The organism is Bordetella sp. 15P40C-2, assembly GCF_009763235.1.
GTDB lineage: Bacteria > Pseudomonadota > Gammaproteobacteria > Burkholderiales > Burkholderiaceae_B > Bordetella_A.
Genome location: NZ_WSJA01000002.1, coordinates 103,992 through 126,942, shown reverse-complemented (window position 1 = coordinate 126,942; position 22,951 = coordinate 103,992). Strand labels below are relative to the sequence as shown.

The following is a 22,951-nucleotide window of genomic DNA, read 5'->3' as shown; positions in this document are numbered from 1 at the left end:
ACGCGCCGGCGCAGGGGGCAAACCTGCATTGAGTAACAACCAGCCTACGAAAGTTCGATGAATTTCATAAGTTTCGGATTCAACTGGCGTATATAGACAAACACCGCGACTCCTCGCGGTGTTGTATTGACGTGCGCATCGCCGCGCGCGACGGGGAAAGAAGACTGTTGTTCGGGTACGCCCCGAAGGCGACTTAAAGCGTCAGAAAATGACCTGCGAGTGCTTCCTGTGCTTCAGTAACCCCCACATCGGCGAGTCTCTGGAGCCTCCGCTTGTTGCTCACGGTCATACCGTTGCGAATCAGATCGGCAATGACGGTTTTCGTATCGGCACCCGAATTCACAACGACTCTGAGGCGCAAGAGCTTCAATACGCTCCAATCGTCCCCAGTTAATTCCATCAGGGCGGAACGGCCGATCTCGGGGTGACGGGCAATCAGGTTCTTTGCTGCATCGATTTGCCATGATTCGGCCGCCCGCAACAGAGCGATTGATAAGTGGCCACCGAGGGATTGCAAAATGCACTGAACCGGAGCCTGGATCTGAGGCTGCTCCAGGCGGAAGCTCAGCATGAGTGCCGTATCCACATCCGCGTATCCCCATGAAATCAACTGGCCCGCAGCCTCGTATTCGCCGGTCGCTAATGCGTGGATCAGAGCGGCGGACCCATTTACCCGGAGGTTGATCAGGGTCTGTGCCAATGGCACATGTTTCATCCGGGCAGCATAGACCAGTTCATTTGTCCCATTGCTCAACGTCGGGATAAACCACTGCATAAAGGCGTCATCCTTCTTCTGAATAAGGTCTATGATGACCCTGGCGACGATAGGGTGCGAAACATATGGGGCGGCGTCCAAATGGCGTACGTAGCGTGCGTCTGCCTCAATCAAAGCGGTTGCCACAGCCATGAGCCGGTTTCTAACCGCATAACAAAGCGCTTGGGTGGCGTCTACGCCGGCATGAAGGAGTACCTGTACCCCAGTCATATCGCCGGAGTTCAGTGCCGTTAGTGCATTTTCCCATTTCGCTCCTCGGTCGATCAGCGTCTTGACTTGTGCGACCTCTTTCAGATTAATAACGTTGATGAGGGCCTTGTCCAGCTGCGCCGAGGGATGAGCACGGAGTGTGGCGATTTCCCTCGATATCTTCTCGCGAACATGTTGAGGCATGTTGCTGATATCCGCTTCCACAGCATAGAGCAGCTTGTAATTTTGCCAGGCGGCCCTCAGCTGTGGGGTTCCCGGAGGCGCATTGGTGTAAAGCGCTAACAAATTTTCCTGGGTTTCGATAGGGACGGTTGCCCCTGCCGCGACCAGTGTCCGCATAGCCGCGAGATTCCCGTCGCAGATTATTTTCTCTATTTTGAGGGCGAATAACGCCTTGGCTTCGGCCAATATTTTTATCGCATCAATATTGCCAAGCGCGGCAATTCGTGCGAACTCTGGGTACATTGTGTGTGTTATGCACTGCACGAGCTTCGCCATTGTGCCTGGCATTGTGGATGGAGCGTCCGACCTGAAGTCTTCGGCAATATGGCAAAACGCATGGGCTACCACTCGGGCATGCGCTGGTCCAATGTCGGGCGCGCAAAGAAGAGTCAAGCCGTCGGACTGGTTAGCGCTAGCTAGCTTGACGAGGGCGGCCGCCACTATTGAAGGTTCAGAGGAGAGAGCCTGGACTTTTTTTCTATCGCCGGCGATGGCCGCTGCACTGAGCACTTCAGAGCTCGGGGCGCCTAGAACCGTCAGCAAACGTATCGCGGTACGCCATTGATGTTCGACCGCAACGTCAAGGGCTTGAGTAATATTGACGCCCGATTTGGTCAACCGCTGCACGGCCTTGCCTTTAATTTCCGCTGAGACGTCGTCTTGCTGCAGTACTCTGGCCAGGGCATAGGAATTTTGTGCTTCATCAAGCTGTAGCAGGGGAAGCAAGTCGGGGTCATTTTCGGGATTTAAAAGTGCGCACACTAGCGGTGTGCGCCCCGTGTCATCTCTGGCGTTGATCAGTTCTTTCACCGTATCCGGGTGTTCGCTGAGGAGATGTCTGGCGATCGAGTTGCTACCGTGATCGGTCGCGACATGCAGTACGGTCAGGCCTCTTTCGTAGCGTATTTGAGCTAAGTCATCGGAGTGCCTTTCGATCAAGGCGGTCAAGTCAGGTACCTCGTCTCCGATAATAGCGGCCAGGATTAAGCCCTTGGTTGGACGGTGTTCCGGGTCGGCATTTACGTTGTCAAGGAAGGACGCGGCTTGGCTTGAGACATTAACGGCAGGGGCGCGCATATGGGCTCCGCGGGAAAGGGTTAATTGGAGGTTCTTACCGGGCTCCAAATAAACCATGTTCAACGCCACCGAATGGCAACGCTTTGAGAAATCGGATCGATGAACACCTGTCGATGGATCTCTTCAGCCGCCCTTCAAAGTTCCCCGGATCTGGGGCAGCTCTTGATTGGCTTGCTCTTCATTGCGGTGGTGATGGCATTCCCAAATGGGCTGGTTGGGCTGTATGATCAGTACATCAAGCCAAGGTTCTCGCGCAAGGCGCGAAGTTCTATGGATCGCGTCTCTACCGGCGATCTCCAGGCGCCTTGCGCTGGCCTTGATTCCAAGCCCGCCGCGGTGTTGGATGTCCCCCCGGCCAAACCCTCGGAACGAGAACTTGCGCGAGGACGTCGACGATAAAACCATCAGTGCCTATCTGTCTGTTTGACCCACCTGTATTCGCATACCGCGACACCGAGGAGATCGTCATGCCCAAGACCCTGATTGAAGTCGACCTGAAGCAATCGCCTTATGAGAACGAAAATATCCATAATCGTTGGCACCCCGATATCCCCATCGCGGTATGGGTTAAGCCAGGCGACGATTTCGTGCTGGAAACTTATGACTGGACCGGTGGCGCAATCAAGAACGATGACAGCGCCGATGATGTGCGTGATGTAGACCTGACGACAGTGCACTTTCTGTCTGGGCCGGTGGGCGTAGAGGGGGCCGAGCCCGGGGATCTGCTGGTGGTGGATTTCCTGGATATAGGTGCCAAGCCGGACAGCTTGTGGGGGTTCAATGGCTTCTTCAGCAAAAAGAATGGCGGGGGTTTTCTAGATGAGCATTTCCCTCTGGCCCAGAAGTCGATCTGGGATTTCGAGGGTATGTTCACCCGGTCGCGCCACATTCCGGGCGTGCAGTTTGCCGGCCTCATCCACCCAGGCTTGATCGGATGTTTGCCGGATCAGGCGATGCTGGATATGTGGAACAAGCGTGAGCAGGGTTTGATCGATACGAATCCCACCCGTGTGCCGCCGTTGGCGAATCCGCCCGCGCCCAAGACGGCGCATATGGGCCGTCTAAAAGGCGATGCGTTCGAGAAGGCCGCGGCCGAAGGGGCTCGTACGGTGCCGCCGCGCGAGCATGGGGGGAACTGCGATATCAAGGATTTGTCGCGGGGGTCCCGGGTGTTTTTTCCGGTCTACGTCAAGGGCGGTGGCTTGTCTGTGGGCGATCTGCATTTCTCGCAAGGCGACGGCGAGATTACGTTTTGCGGCGCGATCGAGATGGCGGGCTGGATTCACATGCGAGTCAATGTGATCAAGGGAGGCATGGACAAGTATGGGATCAAGAACCCCATCTTTAAGCCCAGTCCGATTACGCCGAACTACAAGGACTATCTGATCTTCGAGGGAATTTCCGTCGATGAACAGGGCAACCAGAAATACTTGGATATGACGGTGGCATATCGCCAGGCTTGCTTGAACGCGATCGAATACCTGAAAAAGTTCGGCTATTCCGGTGCGCAGGCTTATTCGATTCTGGGCACCGCGCCGGTGCAGGGGCATGTAAGCGGGGTGGTCGATATTCCCAATGCGTGCGCGACCTTGTGGTTGCCAACGGAGATTTTCGACTTCGACATCATGCCCTCGGCCAGTGGCCCGACCAAGTTCATCAGCGGCGACGTTGATATGCCTGTTTCGCCAGATCTGTAAGGAGACGTCATGCCTACCTATGACTATGCCTGCCGCGCATGTGGTGAGTTTTCGGCGCTGCGCCCGCTCGCGCAGTGGCAAGACCCCGCCGCCTGCCCGACGTGTGGCGAGGCGTCGCCGCGCATCTTGGGTGGTGCACCGGCGCTGGGTGCCTTGTCCTCGGCCATCAATCGCGCCAGGGCGCGCAATGAGGCCAGCGCCAACGAGCCGCGCAGTATCCGGTCTGGCCACGGCATGAACTGCGGCTGTTGTGGCGGCGCGAAGCGGTCTGGTAAGACACGGGTGGCCGCCGATGGCAGCAAGACATTCGCCAATAGCCGTCCGTGGATGATCAGCCATTAGCCGCGCTATGTATCGCTGCGTGGCGAGTGCGATGAAGTCCAGTGCGGGCCTAAATCGTCTTGGCGATTTTATCGAGACGAGAGCCTTGTTGACGGTGTAGAGGCGCCCGCACTTTTTCCTCGGAGCGGGACCGGTTCGTGGTCCCGTTCAAACAAGTGAGGCGGTCGGCGTAAAACTGTGCATCATGACACCCAGGGTAATCCCTAGTTTCTAAATCATCATACGAATACGTATTATCACTTCCTCAGAATTTCAATAATAGGGGACATAATGCGACTCGGATGCATTGCCGATGACTTCACCGGCGCTACGGACGTGGCGAACAACCTCGTGCGCGCGGGTATGCGCGTGGTTCAGACGATAGGGGTGCCGAAAGACGCGGGCGAGGTCGATGCCGACGCTATCGTCGTGGCGCTGAAGTCGCGCACCACGCCGGCCACCGATGCGATCGCCGAGTCGGTGCGGGCGTGCGAATGGTTGCGTGGTCTGAACCCTACCGCGCAGATTTATTTCAAATACTGTTCCACGTTCGATAGCACGCCCGAAGGCAACATCGGTCCCGTGACCGAGGCACTGATGGATGCCGTGGGATCGTCGTTCACCATCGCGACGCCCGCGTTTCCAGACAATGGGCGTTCGGTGTTCAAGGGCCACTTGTTCGTTGGAGACGTGCTGCTCAGCGACTCCAGCATGCGTCATCATCCCTTGACGCCGATGACCGACGCGAATCTGGTGCGTGTGTTGCAAGCGCAGTCCCGCCGGCGCGTGGGCTTGGTGGACCATCGTGTTGTGCGCCAGGGCGCGCTCGCGATCAAGCAGCGTTTCCAGCAGCTTGAGCAAGAGGGCATCGGCATGGCGGTTGTCGATGCGATCGATAACGAGGATTTGTTGACACTGGGCGCGGCCACGGCCGATATGGCTTTGGTCACAGCCGGGTCGGGATTGGCCATGGGTCTGCCGGCGCAGTGGGGTTTTGAACCCAACGCCAGCGCGCAGCGTTTGCCGCAAGCGGTGGGCGCGCAGGCGATATTGGCAGGCAGTTGTTCGGCGGCGACGCAGCGGCAGACGCGCGCGTTCATCGACGCGGGGGGCGCTGCGCTGGCATTAGATCCCTTGCAACTCGCGCAGGCAGAGAACCCGGTTGCCGACATATTGGCCTGGGCGCAGCCGCGCGTGAACCAGGGCGAGCGCGTTATGGTGTATTCGACCGCGGACGCGGAATCCGTCAAGGCCGTTCAAGCGCGTCTGGGCACACAAGAAGCCGGCGAATTGGTCGAGCGTACGTTGGGCGCCGTGGCGCAAGGCTTAGTCAGACTCGGCGTGCGTCAGCTGATTGTCGCGGGTGGCGAGACCTCTGGCGCCTGCGTGCAGGCGCTTGATATCGATCGGATGCAGATCGGGCCTCAGATCGATCCCGGCGTGCCATGGTGCTACGCGCATAGCCCGGCGGCCTCGGGCGAAGGGCTGCATCTGACGCTGAAATCCGGCAATTTCGGCAGCGACGACTTTTTCATCAAGGCATTCAAGATGTTGAACAACGAGGCGGCGGTATGAGCGAGGCAGCCCTGCGCGAGGAAATCTGTTTTGTTGGGCGCTCGCTTTTCGAGCGCGGCTATGTGCACGCGACGGCGGGGAACATCAGCGCGCTACTCGAAGATGGCAGTGTGTTGATCACGCCCACCGACGCTTGTCTGGGACGCCTGAAGCCGGCTGATCTGGTGCGCGTGGATGCGGAGGGCAATGCTCCCGCAGGCGCGCGCCCGAGCAAGACGATCGTCCTGCACCGCAGGATTTATGCGGCCGAGCCGACTGCGCGTTGCGTGATTCACACGCATAGCACGCACCTGGTGGCGCTGACCTTGAAAGGTGTGTGGCGGGAGTCGGATATCGTCCCGCCCATTACGCCTTACTTCGTGATGAAGGTCGGTCATGTGCCTTTGATTCCGTATCGCCGCCCGGGTGACGCACAGGTGGGCGATCTGGTGGCCGATGCGATTGCCCAGGGGCAGCGCGCCGGTGCGCCGTTGCGCGCCGTGATGCTGGACCGATTGGGTCCCAATGTCTGGCACGACAGTCCTGCGGCCGCGATGGCCGTGCTCGAAGAGCTCGAGGAAACCGCACGTCTCTGGTTGATGACTGATGCCAGCGCGCTGTCGCAAGCACAGATCGACGAGCTGCGCACAGCGTTCGGTGCACGCTGGTAAACGCGCGGCATCTCCCCCAATTCGCCCTTAGTCAGGACATCATGCTGAAGTTTTCCGCAAACCTTTCGATCCTCTTTACTGAGCTTCCTTTTGCGCAACGATTTGCCGCCGCGAAACAAGCTGGCTTTGATGCGGTCGAGTGCTGGTTTCCCTACGAACACGGTTCCGCTGCCGAAATCAGCGCCTGGTTGACCGAGCATCGGTTGAAGATGGTCGGGATCAACACCCCGTGGGGCGAAGGCGCTCAATGGGGACTGGCGGCGTTGCCGGGCTTCGAGGATGCGTTTGAAAAATCCATGCGCGATACGTTGGAGTTCGCGCATGCCGTAGGCGGCCCGGCCATTCATGTCATGGCCGGATTGGCCGGCCACGTATCGCCGTCAGACGCGCGTCGTTGCTACCTCAACAATCTGCAGCGGGCGTTGCGTTGGGCCGAGGGCAGCGGATCCACTTTGGTGATCGAACCCCTGAATGGCCGCGACCGGCCGGGGTACTTCCTGCATAGCGTGGATCAGGCCGCGGACATCATCGATCATCAAGGCTTGAGCGATCTGCGCATCATGTTCGATTGCTATCACATCCAAGTTCAGGAAGGCGATGTGATCATGCGCATGCGCCGTCATTTCGACAAGATCGGTCACGTACAGATCGCGGGCGCGCCGGCGCGCGGAGAGCCGGATCAGGGCGAACTGAACTACGTCGAGATACTGCGCGAACTGGACCGTCTGGGCTGGCAAGGCTATGTCGGCGCCGAGTACAAGCCCACGGGCGCCTCGGCCGACAGCTTCGGTTGGCTGGCTGACTTGCGCCGGGCAGGTATTGCCGCCTGATTCCGCGTCACCTGTTTTACCCCGCAGCACCTACGACATCACGAACCATAAGCACCTAGGAGACCCCACATGAAATTCGCTATGTCTCGTCAAAAAATGAGCCGCTATGCGTTGGGCTTGATTGCCGCCTGTTTCGCCGCCGGCGCGATCGCTGCTGATTCGCCCGACTATAAGCAACGCACGTTCAAGCTCGGCCACGTGATTGCTGACGATCACCCGGCCGCCCTGGGCGCCAAGCGCTGGCAGGAGCTGTTGGCCGAACGCAGCGGCGGCAAGATCAAGGTACGCATCCATGGCAACGGCAGCATCGGCGGTGATACGCAGATGACCTCCGCCGTACAAGGCGGTGTGCAGGAGCTGGGCATCATCACCTCGTCGCCGATCGCGAGCGTGGTACGTGAAATCGGCCTGTTGGACCTGCCGTTCACCTTCAATACGGCACAAGAAGTCGATGCCGTTCTGGCGGGTAAAGTTGGCGATGCAATCGCCGAGAAGATGAACGCCAACGGCATGGTAGTCGTGGGCTGGATGGAAAACGGTTTCCGCAGCATCACCAACAGCCGTCGTCCGATCACCAAGTTCGAAGACATGCAAGGCCTGAAGGTCCGCGTGTTGCAAAACCCGGTTTACATCGAGACGTTCAATACGCTGGGCGCCAATGCCGTGCCGATGCCGTTCCCCGAGGTCTACACCGCGCTGGAATCGCGCGCCGTGGATGGTCAGGAAAACCCGCTGGGCACGATCAACACGTCCAAGTTCAACGAGGTGCAAAAGTACCTGAGCCTGACCCGTCATACCTATACGCCGTATGTCGTGGTGGTCAGCAAGCGCGTGTGGGACAAGCTCACGCCCGACGAGCAAAAGCTGTTGAAGGAAACCGCTGCCGAAGCGTCCGAGTATCAACGCAAGATTTCGCGCGAAAGCGAAGCGCGCTTTCTGGCCGAGCTGAAGGAGCGCGGCATGGAAGTCAACGAGTTGTCGGCTGAAGAAGCCAAGCGCATGCGCGAGAAGCTGCAGCCGGTGATCGACAAGTTCTCCAAGGATCTGGGCGGCGATCTCGGTGCCGAGATGATGGTCGAGATCAACAAAGTTCGCGGTTCTTCCAACTAAGTCAGTATCGGAGTCAATTATGCAGATCGCCATTACCGGCGGAGGTGGTTTCCTGGCATCGATGCTGGTGCGGCGCCTGCTCGAAAGCGGCGTGGCCGGGAAACCGGTCACCCGTATCGTCACCATTGACCCGGTGCCGTGTCCCGTTCAAGACCCACGTGTGGAAAGCATCGTTTCCGACGTGGCGGACCCGAATACGCTCGCCCGCGCGATTACCACCGATACGCACGCTATCGTCCATTTGGCCGCCGTGGTGAGCGGGCAGGCGGAGGCGGATTTCGATCTGGGCATGCGTGTGAACATCGATGCCACTCGGGCGCTGTTGGAACATGCGCGCGCGCTTGGCACCAAGCCGCGTTTTGTCTTTACCAGTTCGGTGGCTGCCTTTGGCGGCACGTTGCCCGAGCGGGTGCAAGACGACACGCGTACATTGCCTCAGAGTTCTTACGGCGTGCAGAAAGTCATCGGCGAGTTGCTGGTGGGCGATTACACGCGCAAGGGCTATATCGATGGAATCACGCTGCGTGTACCGACGATCTCCGTGCGCCCGGGTGCGCCCAATAAGGCCGCGTCGAGTTTTGCCAGCGGCATTATTCGCGAGCCCTTGGCAGGCGTAGAGGCGGTGTGCCCGGTGTCGCCTGAACTGCGCATGTGGCTGCAATCGCCCGATCGCGCGATAGACAATCTGGCGCATGCGTTGGAAGTCGATGGCGCGCTGTTGGGCAATGACCGTACGGTAAACCTGCCGGGCTTGTCGGTGTCAGTGGGCAGCATGATCGAAGCGTTGCGTACGGCGGCCGGTGATGCCGTCACGAAGCTGATCCGTTACGAACCGGATCCTGCGGTCGAGCGTATCGTGGCCTCGTGGCCTAACGATTTCGATACCGTGCGCGCACGTGCATTGGGGTTTGTCGCGGATGAGGACTATGTCTCAGTGGTACGTGCCCACATGGCGCGCCTGGGCATAACGTCCACGGCGGCGCAGAATCCGCCCACGTAAAGGAGCGCACATGAAAAAGCTGATTGACGGCTATTTCCGAATGCTGAGCCTGCTGATGGTGTTGTGCCTTGTGGGCATGGTTGTGCTGGTGTTTGGCAATGTGGTGTTGAGGTACGGCTTGAACTCGGGCATTACGAGTTCAGAAGAGGTGTCGCGCTGGCTGTTCGTCTGGCTGGTGTTCCTGGGGGCGCTGGTGGCGCTGCGCGAACGTCAGCACCTGGGCGTGGAAATTCTGGTGCGCCGCTTGCCGGTCGCGGGGCAGAAAGTCTGTTTGATTGTAAGTCAGCTCTTGATGCTCGCCACGCTCTGGTTGTTTTTGTCGGGCAGTTGGGAGCAGACGCTGATCAACTTGCATGTCGAGGCACCGGCGACAGGATGGTCGATGGCGATCGTCTACATGGTAGGCATTGTGTTTAGCGTGTCGGCAGGCGCCATGGTGCTGTGGGACTTATACCGGGTGCTGTCTGGCCGTATGCGCGACGACGAGCTGGTCATGGTGACCGAATCCGAAGAAAAAGCCGAACTGGATAACTTGAAGCGCGAACTCGCCGAGGCAGAGGGGAAACAGCCATGACCGTGCTCGTATTTATCGGGGCACTGCTGGGCGCGATGGCGCTGGGTATGCCCATCGCCTTTGCGCTATTGGTATCGTCCGTAGCGCTGATGTGGCATCTGGACATTTTCGATGCCCAGATCATCGCGCAGAACTTTATCGCGGGGGCGGATAACTTCCCCCTACTGGCGATTCCGTTCTTTATGCTGGCCGGCGAGGTCATGAACGTCGGTGGTTTGTCGCGCCGGATTGTCGATATGGCAATGGTCGTTGTCGGCCATATTAAAGGCGGTTTGGGCTACGTCACGATTGTCGCGGCATGTTTGTTGTCGGCATTGTCGGGCTCGGCAGTGGCGGACGCGGCGGCACTCTCGGCGCTGCTGGTTCCCATGATGGTCAAGGCCGGCCATGCCAAGACGCGGTCGGCCGGTTTGGTGGCGGCGTCGGGGATTATCGGGCCGGTGATTCCCCCAAGTATCGGCTTCGTGATCTTCGGGGTCGCGGCCAACGTATCGATCACCAAGCTATTTCTGGCTGGCATCATGCCCGGAATTTATATCGGCGCAGCGCTCTGGGTGACGTGGTGGCTCTGCGTACGCAAAGAAGATCTGGAGCCCGGCCCCCGCGCGAGTGCGCGTGAACTGTGGCGTGCCACTTTGGATGCTGGCTGGGCGCTGATGTTGCCGGTCATTATCATCGTGGGGCTGCGTATGGGTGTATTCACGCCCACGGAAGCGGCCGTAGTGGCGGCAGTGTATGCATTGTTCGTGTCCACGGTGATCTATCGCGAACTCAAGCTCTCGCAGCTATACGCTGTGTTCATGACGGCGGCGCGCACGACCGCGGTGATCATGTTGCTGGTCGCGGCGGCCTCGATCGCGGGCTGGTTGGTAACTGTGGCGGACTTGCCCGGTGCAATTACCGACATGATGGAGCCGTTCCTGGATAACCCCACGATGTTGCTTATCGCGATCATGTTGCTGGTGATCGTGGTGGGGATGGCGATGGACATGACGCCGACAATCCTGATCCTCACGCCGGTGCTGATGCCCCTGGTGCGGCAGGCGGGGATTGATCCCGTATACTTTGGCGTTCTGTTCATTATTAATATGTCCATCAGCCTCATCACCCCGCCGGTGGGCACCGTGCTCAGCGTCGTGGCAGGGGTGACCAGGCAGCGTATCGATCAAGTGATGCGCGGCGTATGGCCATTTCTGATCGCCGAGCTGATCGTGCTGTTCCTGCTCGTGTTTTTCCCGGCGCTGGTCATTATTCCGGCGCGTTGGTTCAGTGGCTGATATCGTCAGGAGCCAGTCTATGTGCGCGCGCCCAGTGGGGGAAGTCAGTAAGCCGGTGGGCGGTACATTGGCGGATCGGGTGACGGCAGAGTTGATGCAGCTCGTGCGGGGAGGGGCCTATCCCGTCAATTCGCGGCTGCCGACCGAGCCTCAGCTCGCCGAGCGCTTTGGCGTGAGTCGGACCGTGGTGCGCGAAGCCATTTCCCGCCTGAAGTCAGAAGGCATGGTGGAAACGCGCCAGGGCAGTGGCACCGTGGTGCTCGATCCCAAGCGCAATACGTTTCGCATCGATGCGCTAGGCGGCGAGCTGGAAGCGCGGGCCGTGCAAGAGGTGCGCTGCGGTCTGGAGAGCGAAATGGCGGCGCTTGCCGCCGCGCGCTGCACGGATGAGCAAATCGCGCGGATTCAACGTGCCCTGCGGCGGATTGACGATGCCGTGGCCGATGGCGGCGATGGCGTGGCCGAGGATATGGCGTTTCATGCGGCGATTGCCGAGGCTGCCCAAAATCCGTTGTTGACCTCGCTGCTGGAGTTTATCGGACACGCGCTGCGTGATGTGATCACGATCACGCGTACGCATGAAGCGCGTCGCGAGGATTTCTTTCAGCAGGTGAATGAAGAACACGCGGCAATTGCGCAAGCGATCGCCCGCAGGGACATAGAGGGTGCGCGTCGGGCAGCGCTGCACCATATGCAGAGTTCGATTCAGCGTTTGATCGCAGCAGAATCCGACGAGCAAGGTCCCGCACTCTGATCGCGGGGGCGCTGTGCGCGCGTCCACGCCTGCCTGCCACGGCGCCACGCCGCGCAGGCAGGGCGATTTACCGGCGTTTTCCCGACGAACGCGACTCCCAGAACACCACGCGCCGATGGATCGCGCGCATGATCATGGAGCCGGTTAGGCCGATCGCGGCCAGGAGCAACACGCCCGAGAACATCGTTGCCAGGCTCATGCTTACTGAGGCGGAAGCAATCAAGTAGCCCAGCCCCTCTTGTGCCGAAAGGAATTCGCCCACCACGGCGCCAATCAGGGCCAATGACACACCGATCTGCAAGCCCGAGAAGATCTCCCCCGATGCGGCCGGTAGCTTGACGTGCAGCAACATGTACAGGCGCGATGCCGAGAACGCGCGGCAGGCGTCTAACAATTCCGGGTCCGTGCGTTTGATCCCATTGATCGTGTTGACGAACAGAGGGAAAAAGCAGACTAGCGCCACGAGCACGACCTTCGACGCCATGCCAAAGCCAAACCACACCAGGATGATCGGGCCCAGCGCCACCTTTGGCATCGCTTGAATACCGATGAACAAGGGGTAGAGAAACCGTTCAAACGTACGCGATTCCGCCAGCAATGCCCCCATCACGATAGCCAGGCTGCAGCCTATTGCGTAGCCGCTGAGCGTTTCGGACAGCGTGGCCCAGATGTGTGGCCACAGTGAACCGGTGGCAAAGCCTTGATAAAGGGCAGAGAACACGGCCGAGGGTGGCGGCAGAAGGTAGTCGGGAATGGCAAACAGCTGTATTGCGAAATGCCACACCAACACCAGCACCGACAGGCTGATCAACGGGTAGACAAGCGCGGTGATATCAAAACGTTTATTCATGAGTGAAATGGCGGCGCAGATGATGGCAGGCCGCGGTGAAGTCCGCGTCGTTCAGCGTTTCCAGGGTGCGAGGACGCGGCAGGTCCGGGCGATAGTCCTCGATGATGCGACCCGGGCGGGGCGACATCACCAAAACGCGATCAGCCAGAAAGACCGCTTCGGGAATGCTATGCGTGATGAAGAGAACGGACTTTTTCTGCGTGCTCCAAATACGTTGCAACTCCAGGGTGAGAGCTTCACGGCTCAGTGCATCGAGGGCGGCGAAGGGTTCGTCCATCAAGAGCAAATCGGGATCGGGTAGCAGCATGCGGGCAATCCCAACACGTTGCTGCATCCCGCCCGACAGTTCATAGGGATAGTTCTTGGCAAAGCCTTCGAGTCCGACCAACTCGAGCAAGGTGCGCGCGCGTTCTCGCGCGGGGCCTGTTGGAAGCTTTAACGTCGTCGCCGGCAGCAAGACATTGTCCAGCACCGTTTTCCAGGGCAAAAGGTTGGGCTTTTGAAACACAACACCGGTGCGGCGGCTCGGGCGGGTGATGCGTTCGCCGCCCAGATCGATCGTGCCCGACGTCGCCGGCAGCAAACCCGCTGCGAGCTTGAGCATGGTGGACTTGCCGCAGCCGGAAGGCCCGAGCACGGCGACGAACTCGCCGTCTTCAATCTTCAAATCAATATCGCGCAATGCCTCGATCACGCCACTACGGGTGGGGTAGGTCAACCCCACGCCTTGCAGGTTCAAACTGGCGCTCATTACTGTCCCTTGTTGCCGCTTGCTTCGTGGCGAGCTTGCCGCGCCTGGGCGAGGAATTCATGCACGCGGGCCCACGAGACACGGTTGGCCGTGGCGTTAGCCGCGGCGGTTCCCCCGCCACTTAATACGACCTTGCCTACCGGATGCGGTTTGGCGATCAGCGTGGCCGGCAGGTTCGGTACGCCGATGGCGTGGCCCGCACCCTCGCAACGCACATGTTCGACCGGCCAGGCATGCTGGTGCTCGCGCAAGGTCTGCTCGATTTGCTCGCTATACCAGCTGGACGGCCAGAATCCATCATCCGTGCCCGAGATCAGCATGACCGGGCCGCGGATCTGCTCAACCGGAATGCGCGCGGCGGCCACGGCGGCGGCGTTGCGCATGGGCGTATGGAAAGCAGGCTCCTGACGTACCGGGCGACCATCTTCCGGCCGCTGATCAAAAGCGCTCCAGTCCACATCGGGATTGTTCTGCCAGACGTTGGGCAAGGGCTTGCCTTGCCATGTCCAGACGGAGGAGTCCGGCGCTTGACCGGCAAAGCCCGCGCGCAGCGTGCCGTGTATAACCGAGCTGGGCACATAAGCGAGGGTGGCGCTGATTTTTTCGGGAAAGCGCGAAGCAAGCAATAACGATAGTTCACCACCGCGCGATTGACCCGTGATGGCAACGAAGCCATCGGCGGGTTTCAGCTCCCGGTGCACCCAATCGAGCGCGCGTTCGAAATATTCCAGCGGCATATCGCCGATAGTGTCCGGCAGCCCCGGGGCTTTGAAATAGCCCAGCGCCAGTGCTTGATAGCCCTGAGCGGCATACAGTGCCGCGCGTTGGCGCGGAATCCCGCCGCCCGAGCCATTCATGACGATGATCGCAGGGTGCGGGCCCGGCGTGGCCGGCGTGAACAAGGTCCCCACGATCTGCGCTTCGGCGATCTCGCGGCGTGTCACGCCATCGACGATAAAGCGTTGGATGAATTGCGTCTGTGCCTTTTCACCGCGATCATTGCTGGCCGACAGCTGTATCGTCAGCGCGTTGGTTTCCTCGGAGAGTTCCAGTTCGGTGGGCAGCGACTGGCAACGCATTGCCCACACGGTAGCCATCGCGTCCGGGGTGTCCCAGTCGCCTTGTTGCGGCGCCTGAATATCCAGATCGACAATGCCAGTCTCGTCGAGGACAAACTGAGCGGTGCTGTGCCATGTACTGCCATCGGGATGCGACAACGTCGCAACGAGCGTCACAGGGCCCGCGGTAAATCCGCTCAGGCGCACGCTGCGGCGGACGTCAACTGCGGCATCGACGGGGGTGACCTCAATGTTCGGCTGACTCATTTAGCACTCCGGGCCTTTTCGCGCACGGCGTTGGCGTCGAAATTGTTGATCTGCTCGATCAGCGAATTGGAGAAAATGTCTTCGACGGGCACATTGGCCGAAGGGTACTCACCGGCATCGGCCATTGCCTGAATGCCCGCCTTGATCGAGGTCAAATCGTATTGGCCCGGTACGCGCGGCGTGCCATCACGCTTGTTCAGCACCCGGTCCAGACGGCGCGACAGCAGGGTTGCGGCATCGGCCAGTGCCTTTTCCGGCGCGACATCGGCGGGTTTGGCCTGCGGGTTGGCGCGCCAGAAGGCTTGCACGCAGTATTCCGGGTTCGCCTGGCAGGCGATCTGAGCCTTGGTATAGGCGCGGCCAAAGCGGGCCAGCAGATCCGGGTTGTCGCGGAAGTTGTCGACGTGCGTGATAAAGCCGTTGCCGGCCGTCTCGCTGAACACCTCGGGATACGCGACGCGGCGGATCTTGGTGCCCGACATTTCGAGCATATCGTTCCAGCTGCTGTTGAAGTTCAGCGCATCGACGCGGCCAGCCTTGAGGGCTTGAAAACCGGCCGCCAGGGCGCCCACAGCCACATAGTCCACGTCTTTACCGGGGGTCAGACCCGCCGTGCGCAGCGCGGCGCGGCCGCCCGGGATGGTGCCCCAGGTCAGGGCGCCCACGCCGATCTGTTTGTTTTTCAGATCGGTGATGGTCTTGATCGGCGATTCCTCCAAGACGGCGAATTCCATGGTGTTGGTCGGCACGCCGTTATAGAAGTAGCGCAGCGGCAGCACGTCCTTGCCGCTGAAATAGCTGGAGATGACGGGTTCCGAGGTCGGATAGCCGATGGTCACGCGTTTGCTGGCGACTTGTGGCAGCAACGCGCCCGCGCCTTGAAACACGATCGTTTTCACGCTCAGATTTTCGTCTTTGAAGAATCTGAGCTCTTCGGCCGCCGCGTAGGGTGCGCCGTCATGCACGGCCGGTGGGATGGCCAGGGCGACCGTAACTTCGTCCAGGGCGTGCGCGGCCGTCAAGGGGGCGAGCGCGGCCAGCGCGGAGGTCAGAGTAAGCAGCGTAAAGCGCATGATGATTCCTTCTCAGTCCTGTGAGTAGGGTGCGAGGCTGTTGTGAATGGACGCCTCGCACCAATTTTTAACTTTTGTTCTGTGCTTCTTGGGCCAGCCGACGCGCGGCGTCGGCTAACAGTTGATGGCGATCGATTTTGTTGGTGGATGCCAGTGGCAGAGCATCGACGAACCAAACGCGCCGCGGATGTTGATATGCGGGCGCATTGGCCAGTGCGTGCTGTTTGATTTCTTCTGCATCGACTTGATGTCCGGAGCGCAGGACCACGAACGCCACCGGCTTGGTTCCTTTGATGTCGTCATCGACCGGGACCACCGCCGCTTGCTGAATCGCGGGATGTTGCTCCAGCATCTTTTCCACTTCACCGGGGTAGATGTTTTCGCCGCCGCTGACGAACATATCGTCGCGCCGGCCGACGAAGGTGTAAAAGCCATTGGTATCGCGACGGAATACGTCGCCAGTGATGTAGTGCCCGTCTTCGGTAAAGGGCGCGGCCAGATCCGGCCGTTGGTGATAGCCTTGCATCAGTCCGGGGCTGCGTACAGCCAGGATGCCTTGATCGGGGCCGTCTTGCGGGCCGGGGATGAGTTTGACGCTGACCAGCGGATGCGGATAACCGACCGACATGGTGGGCGCCGGCAGACCGTCCGGGTGCGGGCCGAACACAACGGGTCCGCCTTCGGTGGTGCCATACGCGTTGATGACACGTGCGGCGGGGAAGATCTGATGGATCTGCTTGAGCAGGCTCGCGCTCACGGGGGCAGAGCCCATGCGGATCACTTTGACTGACGACAAGTCCGTACGCGAAAGCAGTTCGCGTTCGCGCAGCATCATCGCGATCATCGGCGGTACGGCGGTCAGCCAGGTGCAGCGATACGTACCAATGGCATCGATGTAGGCGGCCGCTGTGAATTGCGGCAGCAGCACTGTGGTGGCGTGGCTGGCCAGGGATAGAAAGGCCAGCGCAAGCGCATTCATGTGATAGAGCGGCGCGGCAATCAGCGCGCGTTCCGCATTGAGCGGCGTGGCTTGCACGCGCGTCTGCACGGTCCACCACTGTCCTGCGTGCGACAAACGCACGCCTTTGGGCTTGCCGGTCGAGCCGGAGGTGTACAGAAATAGGGCAGTATCGTCGGCGCTGGGCGCATACGACGGGGCGCTGCCTTCGGCACGCCAGACATCAAACGCTGCCGTATCGAGCGCCAGGCTGGGAATGCCAGCCGGCACCGCGCCGGCACGTGCCATGTCATGCAGTACCAAGCGCGCGCCCGAGTCCTTTAACACATACTCGATGGTGGCGGGCGGAAATTTGTAGTTCACCGGCACGGCAATCAACCCCGCGCGCATGATACCCAGCACGGTGGCGATATACGGCACGGAGTTGGCCGCCAGCACGGCGATGCGATCGCCGGGCTGATAACCCTGTTGCCGCAGGGCCTGGGCCACACCGCGTGCCATGTCATCCACATCGGCGTAGGTGTAGGTGCGCGGCACAGCCGCGGCGCCCACGCGCCCATCTAGCCCAATGAGGGCGACTTGTTGCGGGTCGGCTTGCGGATCGATCAGATCGCCCAGATTTTTCAGAGTTGTCATGATGCGGGACTGCGTGTCGGTGAACCGGAATGAGGGTCGTGCCTGAAGCGGCGCGTCCCCCGCGCGAGCAGGGGACGCAAGTGCTTTATGCCTTGGGTTTCGGCGTGGAATACGCGCCGCGGCCGCTGGCCAACAGCTTGCCTTCCGAGTCATAAACGTAGGCTTCGGCAATGGAGATGGAGCCAGCCTTGATGACTTTGCCCTTGGCACGCAGATCACCGCGCATGGCCGGGCGGTGATAGTCCACGCGCAGGTCGATGGTGGGCACACCACGACCCGTTTGCGATACCAGTGCCCAGTCTGCGGTCAGGTCAACCAATGCGGCCAGGATGCCGCCATGGGTGTAGCCGCCTTCGGGATTCACGACCCATTCTTCACGCCATTTGGCCGACAGCTCGATTTCGCCTTCGCCAACCGACAGGACTTCGATGCCCAGCCATTGGTGATAGGGGCCGCGACGCAGGCGCGTCTGGACGTCTTCTTTGCTGGGGAGAGTGTTTTCGCTCATGTTGCTTCTCAAAAATAGTTCGGACGATGTGAACGCCGTGTCAGCTTAGGGGGTGACAATGACCTTGCCCAATACTTCGCGGTCGCGGATCAGCGCGAGGCCTTCGGCGGCTTGCTCCAGCGGCACGACGCGGTCGATGACGGGCTTGACGCTGCCATCGGCAACCATGTCCAGCAGGGCCTTCAGGTTGTCGTCGTAGAAGCTGTTCGAACCCTTGATGTTGATCTCGAAGCTCCACACATAGCGCAGATCTTCCTTCGGATCGTGGCCGGCCGTCGCGCCGCAAACGAGCAGCGTACCGCCGCGCTTGATGCACTTGAGCGAAGGCACCCAGGTGTCGCCACCGGTGAAATTGATCACCACGTCCACACCGCCTTCGTCGGTGCGACGTTGCGGTTTGCCGTATTGCGCGATGGCCCACTTGGAGAAGTCGGTTTCGCGGTAGTTGATGACGTGGTCGGCGCCCACTTTGCGCAGCTGCTCGCCCTTGGCGTCGCTGCCTGCGCAAGCGATGACTTCGGCGCCCAGCAACTTGGCCAGAATGACGCAGGCAGTACCCACGCCGCCGCTGGCGCCCAGGATCAGCACGCGGTCGCCGGCCTTGACGGTGTTGTGCGTGATCAGCATGCGGTGCGCGGTACCGTAGGCCACCGGCAAGGCGGCTGCGTCTTCGTAGCTGACGGCGTCCGGCAGGGCGATAAGCTGAGGTGCGGACACCAGGCAATATTGCGCCATGCCGCCGTCGAGCATTTCGCCCATCAGGCCCTTGGAGCGGTTCAGCGGGTTGACCAGCACGCGGTCGCCGACTTTCCAGCCTTCGACGCCCGCTCCGACCTCGACGATCTCGCCGGCCATGTCCAGACCGATCACCACGGGCAGCGGCACTTTGATGCCGGGCATGCCGCGCACGGTGAACACGTCGTGATAGTTAAAGGAGGACGCACCCACACGAATCACCACGTGGCCTTCCGTCGCCGTGGGCACGGGTTTGTCGGTGACGACATGCAATTTGTCCAGGTCACCGTGTTCGCTCAATAGCAGGGCTTTCATCGTTTTGCTCATGGTTACTCTCTCTTCGGTAGTCGTTATTGAATGGACTTGGATTTTTCGTACGGGCCGGTGACAAACAGGTCAGCCGGCAGCTCGCCCTTGATCATGCCGCTGGCCTTAAAGACTTCGTGCTCGCGCTTGAGCGTGTCGATATCGGCTGGCTCGAAAGCCACGCGGTTCATCTGCGACCATTGCCCGGCATAGACGCGCGCGTCCGCCTCCGGCAGGTTGGCCGATTTCTGCAGAATCGTTGCGACTTCATCGCGATTTTTATCGCCCCAGGCCAGCGTGTTGCGCAGACCCGCCAGAACGCGGGCGACAACCTCGGGGTGCTTTTCCAAGAACTCGCTGCGCACGGTGCCGATACCGATATAGGGCACCGAGTCCGTCTTGGTCAGCTTTTTCCATTCGTCGGCGAATGATCCGAGTGGCGTGACCTTCAGGTCTTTGAGTTGGGCAATGGTGACAGAGCGCAAGGCAGAAGCGTCGACCTGTTTTTGCGCCAGAAACTGCGCCAGACGAGCTTCATTGCCACCCACCAACGAGAAGTCGTTGGCTTTAATGCCGTAGTTGCCATCGAGCACTGCGCCAGCGATCACGGCCACTGAGCTGCCTGCGGGCGACATGCCGACTTTTTTGCCTCGCAGTTGTTCCAGCGAGGTGATGGGGGAGCCTTCGGGCACGACGAATTGCACATCGGCGGGCTGCGTGGCGGCAACCACCTTGACGGGCACGCCTTCCGCGGCGCTGCTAAAGACCCCTGCGGCGGGCGCGCCAAACGCGAAGTCAATCGAGTTCGAGGCCAGCGCGCGCAGCGGTGCATTCACGTCCGGAAAGCGCACGAACTCGACATCGAGGTCCTGGTTTTTCAGAAAGTCAGTGGCTTCCAGCACCGAGCCATAGCCCAGGCTCACGCCGCTGCTCCAATAACCAATACGCACCTTGTCGGCGGCGAACGCCGACGCACTGGTCAGCAAGGCCGCCGCAGCGAGCCCGGCCGAAAGCAATTTTTTTCCGTTCATGTCGAACTCCTTGAATTAGAGCGGTTTCCAGCGGAACAGGCGTCTTTCCAGAGGCTTCAATATGCCGCCTTCGAGCGCCAGCATGAGCAAGACCAGCATTAAGGTCCAGGCGAACACTTGGTCTGTCTGTACCAGATCGGCGGCCTGCCGCAGGCGATAACCGATGCCATCGGATGAGCCCAACGTTTCGGCCACCAACGATACGCGCCAGCCAAAGCCAAACGCCAGGCGCGCACCGGAAAAGAAATACGGCAAGATGGTGGGCAGATAGATCTTTCGTAGAATCTGTGTGCGCGTCATGCGGAAACTGCGCGCCAGATCGATGTGCTGTTTATCGACGTTCTTCGAGCCCTGCCATACGTTGGTCAAGATCAGCGGCATGGCCGTCATGAACACCACGAAGATCGTGGTCGCATTCGAGATACCGAACCAGATGATGGCGAACACGGCCCAGATGGCCGACGATACGGTATTGGTGACCGACAGGAGCGGTTCGAAAAAGCTGGCTAGCGTACGATTCGACCCGAGCAACAGCCCCAAGGGCGTGCCCACGACCGTGGCCAGCAGAAAGCCCATGACCACGCGATATAGCGTCATGCCCACGTCATGGGCAAAGGTCGCGGTGCCGAACAAGGACTGCATCGCATGCCAGACTTTTAGCGGGCCGGGCAACACGAAGGCAGGCATACGCGAGGCCGCCAAGGCCCAAATGGCCACGAAGATCGCCGCGAGCGCGACACGTTGAGCCACGACGACCCAGATGGAACGTTGGGAGCCGTTGCTCATGGCGTGACCTGCAGACGGAGTTGACGGGTAAGTTCGGCGGTATCGCGATCCGTCGGTACACGCGGACGCGGCAGGTCGACCTCCACGATCTGCTTGACGCGGCCGGGTCGCGGTTCAAGCAGCACAATGCGATCGGCCAATACGACAGCTTCTTCTACATCGTGCGTGACAAACAGGATCGTCGCGCCAGTTTCGCCCTGAATACGCAGCAGCTCCTGATGCATTTGGCTGCGGGTATGCGGGTCCAGTTTCGAAAACGGCTCGTCCATCAGCAGAATCGAGGGTTCAACGACCAGACTGCGCGCGAGGGCCACGCGGCTGCGCATGCCGCCCGATAATTGATGCGGCCACGAGCGCGCGAACTCTTCTAATCCCACTACCTGCAATGCGCGTTCGGCGCGCGCATGACGTTCTTGTTTGGACAGACGCATGGCTTCCAGACCGAACTCGACGTTTTCTTTGACGGTGCGCCACGGTAGCAGGCGGTCTTCCTGGAACATGTAGGCGAGTTGATGCCATTGCTGGAACTGTGCCGCGGGCACGCCCTGGATCTCGAGCGTGCCGCTATCGAAGGTATCCAGCCCCGCCACGATGTTTAGCAGCGTGCTTTTGCCGCAGCCCGATGCGCCCAACAGCGCGACGACTTCACCGCGGCGGACATCGAAGGAAACGTCACGCAGCGCCTGCAAGCTGCCGTAGTACTTGTTCAGCGTCCGCACGTCCAGCACGGTGGGCGCATCGCTGCGCGCGCGGCTGTCAGACGTCAAGGCTTCGGGGCTTAACACATTCATCGCCAGCTCCCCGCACCCGTAAACGGGATCGCCGCGCCGGTTTGCGCCAGGCTTGCATATAGCTTTTCCATCGTCATGCTTTGAAAGGTTTCGATGTGCCGGCGGGCGATGGTTTCGGCTCGCTTGGCGTCCTGTTCTTCGAACGCGTCAATCAACGCGTTGTGATCGTGCTTGATTTCGGGCTTGGTCTTTTGCACGCCAAATCCCAACGCCACCAGGCGCGACATTTCGTCCAGCAAGGATTCCAGCGTGCGATGCAGACGTTCATTGCCAGAGGCGGCCGAGATCGCCAGATGAAATGCTTTATTCGCATGCATGAACGACTGGATGTGTTCGCTCAATGACAGCGCCGGGTCATGTTGCCGGCATGCGGCTTCCAGTTCGCGCAAATGCGCGGTGTCGACGCGGCCCACGGCCAATCGAGCCGCCAGCGGCTCGAGTTGCACGCGCAGCGTGAAAACTTCCTCGACGTCGCGCAGGGTGATCGGCGTGATCTGGTATCCCTTGCGAGGGCGCGATTGCATATAGCCTTCGTGGGCCAGTCGCACCAGTGCAACGCGCACGCTGGCTTTACGAATCCCGTAGCGCTGCATCAGCTCGGGCTCGGTCACGAACGCGCCGGGCGGCAGGCGGCAAGAAATAATGTCGCTGCGCAGGCGCGAGTATGCGTCGTCACCGAAGCTGATCGGGGCGTTTCCTTCTATTGCCGAGGCAGAGAGTGCAGTGGGAATGATCATGGAAGCCGCGTTTGAAAATGGTCGTGTGAGCAGCTCACACTGTGGTGTAAGTGCTGCCTACACAAAGCCATTCTAGGTGCCTACAAACTTGCCGTGAAACACTGATATACGCTTTACATATAAGTAAAAGCTATATAGATCGTCACGCGTAAGCGGCCCAGCGGATCTATTGAGGGGGGCGACCTCCGAGCCAGCCGTATCGCGGGGCCGCGTCGTCAGGCGTGGATCAGTCCTGTTTACAACCACCGGCCGGCTTAACGCGATCAGATTTGAGGGGCGTGTTTAGCCCGTGTTATTGAGGGATTTGCCCCGCAGCAGAGGTCAGTGCCGCGACGCTTGTAATGGGAGTTATCCCCCGATTTTCACTAGCCTGCAGGTTCTCTAGGCATGGC

22 protein-coding genes are annotated in these 22,951 nt (G+C 60.1%); 10 read left to right on the top strand and 12 right to left on the bottom strand.

Features of this window, described 5'->3' with window-relative positions; translation table 11 throughout:
* Window positions 1-193 precede the first annotated feature (193 nt).
* Window positions 194-2,284, bottom strand: a complete 2,091-nt coding sequence (locus tag GOQ25_RS01465) for an ankyrin repeat domain-containing protein (protein ID WP_160348664.1) — start codon at window positions 2,282-2,284, stop codon at window positions 194-196.
* 467 nt (window positions 2,285-2,751) lie between these two features.
* Here GOQ25_RS01465 and fmdA point away from each other — a divergent pair, with 467 nt between their 5' ends.
* The 10 genes from fmdA to GOQ25_RS01415 all read left to right on the top strand — a co-directional run bounded on the left by fmdA (window position 2,752) and on the right by GOQ25_RS01415 (window position 12,072).
* Window positions 2,752-3,981, top strand: coding sequence for a formamidase (gene fmdA / locus GOQ25_RS01460; RefSeq protein WP_160348663.1), 1,230 nt, complete (start codon window positions 2,752-2,754; stop codon window positions 3,979-3,981).
* Window positions 3,982-3,990: 9 nt separating this feature from the next.
* A complete protein-coding gene (locus GOQ25_RS01455) occupies window positions 3,991-4,323 on the top strand; it encodes a zinc ribbon domain-containing protein (RefSeq protein ID WP_160348662.1) in 333 nt (110 codons plus the stop codon).
* Between the two features lie 270 nt (window positions 4,324-4,593).
* On the top strand, window positions 4,594-5,877 hold the full coding sequence (otnK, locus tag GOQ25_RS01450; RefSeq protein WP_160348661.1) for a 3-oxo-tetronate kinase: 1,284 nt from the start codon (window positions 4,594-4,596) through the stop codon (window positions 5,875-5,877).
* Window positions 5,874-6,527, top strand: a complete 654-nt coding sequence (locus GOQ25_RS01445) for an aldolase (protein ID WP_160348660.1) — start codon at window positions 5,874-5,876, stop codon at window positions 6,525-6,527. The genes otnK and GOQ25_RS01445 overlap by 4 nt, the downstream gene beginning before the upstream one ends.
* Window positions 6,528-6,568: 41 nt before the next feature.
* Window positions 6,569-7,357, top strand: a complete 789-nt coding sequence (locus tag GOQ25_RS01440) for a hydroxypyruvate isomerase family protein (protein ID WP_160348659.1) — start codon at window positions 6,569-6,571, stop codon at window positions 7,355-7,357.
* A gap of 81 nt (window positions 7,358-7,438) precedes the next feature.
* Window positions 7,439-8,467: a TRAP transporter substrate-binding protein gene (locus GOQ25_RS01435; protein ID WP_160348658.1), complete on the top strand. Its 1,029-nt coding sequence runs from the start codon at window positions 7,439-7,441 to the stop codon at window positions 8,465-8,467.
* 19 nt (window positions 8,468-8,486) lie between these two features.
* Window positions 8,487-9,467 carry a D-erythronate dehydrogenase gene (gene denD / locus GOQ25_RS01430; RefSeq protein ID WP_160348657.1) on the top strand — a complete coding sequence of 327 codons (981 nt, stop codon included), beginning with the start codon at window positions 8,487-8,489 and terminating at the stop codon, window positions 9,465-9,467.
* Between the two features lie 10 nt (window positions 9,468-9,477).
* Window positions 9,478-10,041: a TRAP transporter small permease gene (locus tag GOQ25_RS01425; protein ID WP_160348656.1), complete on the top strand. Its 564-nt coding sequence runs from the start codon at window positions 9,478-9,480 to the stop codon at window positions 10,039-10,041.
* Window positions 10,038-11,318, top strand: coding sequence for a TRAP transporter large permease (locus GOQ25_RS01420; RefSeq protein ID WP_160348655.1), 1,281 nt, complete (start codon window positions 10,038-10,040; stop codon window positions 11,316-11,318). Before GOQ25_RS01425 ends, GOQ25_RS01420 begins: the two co-directional genes overlap by 4 nt.
* A 19-nt stretch (window positions 11,319-11,337) precedes the next feature.
* Window positions 11,338-12,072, top strand: a complete 735-nt coding sequence (locus GOQ25_RS01415; RefSeq protein WP_160348654.1) for a FadR/GntR family transcriptional regulator — start codon at window positions 11,338-11,340, stop codon at window positions 12,070-12,072.
* Window positions 12,073-12,139: 67 nt separating this feature from the next.
* Here the strand turns inward: GOQ25_RS01415 and GOQ25_RS01410 are convergent, their stop codons facing one another.
* From GOQ25_RS01410 to GOQ25_RS01360, 11 genes are all read right to left on the bottom strand, one after another.
* Entirely contained in the window at window positions 12,140-12,922 is a 783-nt protein-coding gene (locus GOQ25_RS01410) for an ABC transporter permease (protein ID WP_160348653.1), read from the bottom strand.
* Window positions 12,915-13,673 (bottom strand): ABC transporter ATP-binding protein, encoded by a 759-nt coding sequence (locus GOQ25_RS01405; protein ID WP_160348652.1) that lies wholly within the window; start codon window positions 13,671-13,673, stop codon window positions 12,915-12,917. Before GOQ25_RS01405 ends, GOQ25_RS01410 begins: the two co-directional genes overlap by 8 nt.
* Window positions 13,673-14,998: an acyl-CoA thioesterase/bile acid-CoA:amino acid N-acyltransferase family protein gene (locus GOQ25_RS01400; RefSeq protein WP_160348651.1), complete on the bottom strand. Its 1,326-nt coding sequence runs from the start codon at window positions 14,996-14,998 to the stop codon at window positions 13,673-13,675. Before GOQ25_RS01400 ends, GOQ25_RS01405 begins: the two co-directional genes overlap by 1 nt.
* Window positions 14,995-16,071: an ABC transporter substrate-binding protein gene (locus GOQ25_RS01395; RefSeq protein ID WP_160348650.1), complete on the bottom strand. Its 1,077-nt coding sequence runs from the start codon at window positions 16,069-16,071 to the stop codon at window positions 14,995-14,997. The genes GOQ25_RS01400 and GOQ25_RS01395 overlap by 4 nt, the downstream gene beginning before the upstream one ends.
* A gap of 67 nt (window positions 16,072-16,138) precedes the next feature.
* Entirely contained in the window at window positions 16,139-17,665 is a 1,527-nt protein-coding gene (locus GOQ25_RS01390; protein WP_160348649.1) for a class I adenylate-forming enzyme family protein, read from the bottom strand.
* Between the two features lie 85 nt (window positions 17,666-17,750).
* Entirely contained in the window at window positions 17,751-18,173 is a 423-nt protein-coding gene (locus tag GOQ25_RS01385; RefSeq protein WP_160348648.1) for a PaaI family thioesterase, read from the bottom strand.
* A 45-nt stretch (window positions 18,174-18,218) separates the two neighbouring features.
* Entirely contained in the window at window positions 18,219-19,223 is a 1,005-nt protein-coding gene (locus tag GOQ25_RS01380; RefSeq protein WP_202109289.1) for a zinc-binding dehydrogenase, read from the bottom strand.
* A 35-nt stretch (window positions 19,224-19,258) separates the two neighbouring features.
* A complete protein-coding gene (locus GOQ25_RS01375) occupies window positions 19,259-20,245 on the bottom strand; it encodes an ABC transporter substrate-binding protein (RefSeq protein WP_160348646.1) in 987 nt (328 codons plus the stop codon).
* A 15-nt stretch (window positions 20,246-20,260) separates the two neighbouring features.
* Window positions 20,261-21,031, bottom strand: a complete 771-nt coding sequence (locus GOQ25_RS01370) for an ABC transporter permease (RefSeq protein ID WP_160348645.1) — start codon at window positions 21,029-21,031, stop codon at window positions 20,261-20,263.
* On the bottom strand, window positions 21,028-21,822 hold the full coding sequence (locus tag GOQ25_RS01365) for an ABC transporter ATP-binding protein (protein ID WP_160348644.1): 795 nt from the start codon (window positions 21,820-21,822) through the stop codon (window positions 21,028-21,030). The genes GOQ25_RS01370 and GOQ25_RS01365 overlap by 4 nt, the downstream gene beginning before the upstream one ends.
* Window positions 21,819-22,559, bottom strand: coding sequence for a GntR family transcriptional regulator (locus tag GOQ25_RS01360; protein WP_160348643.1), 741 nt, complete (start codon window positions 22,557-22,559; stop codon window positions 21,819-21,821). Before GOQ25_RS01360 ends, GOQ25_RS01365 begins: the two co-directional genes overlap by 4 nt.
* Window positions 22,560-22,951 lie beyond the last annotated feature (392 nt).